Source organism: Pseudoalteromonas sp. bablab_jr010, assembly GCF_016464105.1.
In the GTDB taxonomy this organism is placed as follows: domain Bacteria; phylum Pseudomonadota; class Gammaproteobacteria; order Enterobacterales; family Alteromonadaceae; genus Pseudoalteromonas; species Pseudoalteromonas simplex.
On record NZ_JACDWV010000097.1, the window covers coordinates 1 to 1241 of the forward strand.

1 rRNA gene is annotated in these 1241 nt (G+C 48.3%); it reads right to left on the minus strand.

Annotated features, from left to right (window positions below):
• Positions 1 to 1149 (minus strand): 23S ribosomal RNA (locus JIG37_RS09890); the annotation flags it as partial.
• Positions 1150 to 1241: the final 92 nt, after the last annotated feature.

A 1241-nucleotide genomic window follows, 5' to 3' on the forward strand; every position in this document is an offset into this window, starting at 1 on the left:
AATCCGCAGCTTCGGTGCATAGTTTAGCCCCGTTACATCTTCCGCGCAGACCGACTCGACCAGTGAGCTATTACGCTTTCTTTAAAGGATGGCTGCTTCTAAGCCAACCTCCTGGCTGTCTGGGCCTTTCCACATCGTTTCCCACTTAACTATGACTTTGGGACCTTAGCTGGCGGTCTGGGTTGTTTCCCTCTTCACGACGGACGTTAGCACCCGCCGTGTGTCTCCCGGATAGTACTTTACGGTATTCGGAGTTTGCAAAGGGTTGGTAAGTCGGGATGACCCCCTAGCCTTAACAGTGCTCTACCCCCGTAAGTATTCGTCCGAGGCTCTACCTAAATAGATTTCGGGGAGAACCAGCTATCTCCCGGTTTGATTAGCCTTTCACTCCTAGCCACAGGTCATCCCCTAACTTTTCAACGTTAGTGGGTTCGGTCCTCCAGTTGATGTTACTCAACCTTCAACCTGCCCATGGCTAGATCACCGGGTTTCGGGTCTATACCTTGCAACTCAACGCCCAGTTAAGACTCGGTTTCCCTACGGCTACCCTAATCGGTTAACCTCGCTACAAAATATAAGTCGCTGACCCATTATACAAAAGGTACGCAGTCACCCTCGAAGGGCTCCTACTGCTTGTACGTACACGGTTTCAGGTTCTATTTCACTCCCCTCACAGGGGTTCTTTTCGCCTTTCCCTCACGGTACTGGTTCACTATCGGTCAGTTGGGAGTATTTAGCCTTAGATGATGGTCCACCTATATTCAGTCAAAGTTTCACGTGCTCCGACCTACTCGATTTCACTTAAGATGCATTTTCGTGTACGGGACTATCACCCTGTATCGTCAAACTTTCCAGAATGTTCCACTAACACATAATAAGCTTAAGGGCTGGTCCGGTTTCGCTCGCCGCTACTTCCGGAATCTCGGTTGATTTCTGTTCCTACGGGTACTTAGATGTTTCAGTTCTCCGCGTTCGCCTCTTACACCTATGTATTCAGTGTAAGATACCTGCAAGCAGGTGGGTTTCCCCATTCGGAAATCCTAGTCTCAAGCGCTTTTTACTAGCTTGACTAGGCTTATCGCAAGTTAATACGTCCTTCATCGCCTCCAACTGCCAAGGCATCCACCGTGTACGCTTAGTCACTTAACCATACAACCCAAACGGGTCTTTGTTAGTGACAGCTGTTAACTTCGCCAGAAGTTAATTCATCAAATAATGATGAGAATACTAAAGTAGATACC